The sequence below is a fragment of the Flagellimonas olearia genome (genome assembly GCF_009184425.1).
Taxonomy (GTDB): Bacteria; Bacteroidota; Bacteroidia; order Flavobacteriales; family Flavobacteriaceae; genus Flagellimonas; species Flagellimonas olearia.
In genome coordinates this window covers 1-1,385 of the sequence record NZ_WELG01000008.1, presented here as the reverse complement: position 1 = coordinate 1,385, position 1,385 = coordinate 1, and the positions used below count along the sequence as shown (strand labels likewise).

General features: G+C 38.7%; 1 protein-coding gene. It reads left to right on the top strand.

Annotated features, from left to right (window positions below; genetic code table 11):
* Positions 1-516 precede the first annotated feature (516 nt).
* Positions 517-1,385, top strand: an 869-nt coding sequence (locus F8C76_RS19835) for a hypothetical protein (RefSeq protein WP_249042462.1), incomplete at its 3' end; no start/stop codon positions are given.

Here is a 1,385-nt window from a genome sequence, read left to right as displayed (position 1 = left end):
GGAAGTGTATCGTACAGTAGACGGAGTATACTAGTATAGTCTATAGTCCGTGGAATTCTAAGTGCCAGCTTTATAATGTCATTCTCCTTACTACAGACCCGCCTGAAAGTAGACACATCATCATCAGTAAGCTTTGACAAAAAGCATTGAGTAGCTAACTCTTCTATGCAATCTATAGCTGTTTTATAAGGCATTCAATGGACAGATTGAGGTTTTTGAAACATACTAGTGAAATTAGCCTTAATCCCTTCTCGAAGTTAATCATGCATTATGGTGTAAAAAATGCAACTCGCGTTGCTCTACTTTTTCCCGAATTTCCAAATACGCAGCTGGGGTGATTGCTCGATTTCGTAACGAAAGTTTTGTTTATAAAAACCGCGAAAACCTTCTGTAACAGATAGATTTTTACAGCGCTGATATACAATGACATCAGCTGTAATGGAAAATAACTGAAATATGAATGGCGAGAGACTGCTTGCTTGTATTAAGCAATGTATTATGCAGCACTTCCAACCTATGGTGTACGATGAAAGTAGGTGTGTAATCGAGACGACAAGGGGGACTTTTCCAGTTCCTGACAATTATAAGAAATACAAAACGTTAGCATTTGCATTTGTTGGACATGTACTGAATACAGACGACACACCGGTAATTGAAAAAGAACTGGATTGGCCTGATCCTGCACTAGTGTACAATACAATTGTCGATCGAATCATAAATCACCCAGAATTATCACAGTTTATATCGGTTGCATTTATTAGTCAGTTAAAGGCCACCATCGGAGAGGGTTTAGATATTAATGTAAAAGGCACGCTAAACCGCAGGGGAAAGGGTATCAGAAGGCCTAAAGGCGTATTTTTTAGATACATGGAATCTCCATTTGTCAATACAAAGGTCACTGCATTCTTCTCTTATCTTCGAGATTATAATAAAATTGCCTCAGAATATCACAATAATACTAAATTCATTCTCACGTTTTCATGTCAAGCATATTGGGCATCTGGCCCAAACTTCTCCGCCTTGAAGAATGTTATTAGGTGCTCCATAATTCATGAATACATTTCTAAGTTTGTGGAAAGAGAACAGGATAAAGGTCATATAGGAGATCAGGAGCTACCGCCTGAAGAGGACCCTTCTCGTGAACTAAACAATGTACAACATGAAGTCAATAGTTTAACGGAACAAGATGCGGAGGCGGATGAAGGATTGTGGGGTGAAATAGATTCATTATGTGAAAAATGGCAGTCTGAAGCGGAAGATCAAACTGAGGCGGAGATAATAGCCGACAGGATAATTGGAAATAGCCAGAGGATGGCGAACCTCAAAATTCGTCGTACAAAGTTCAAAAGTGTCTTGTATCATATACTAAAGGAACTAATTCAATC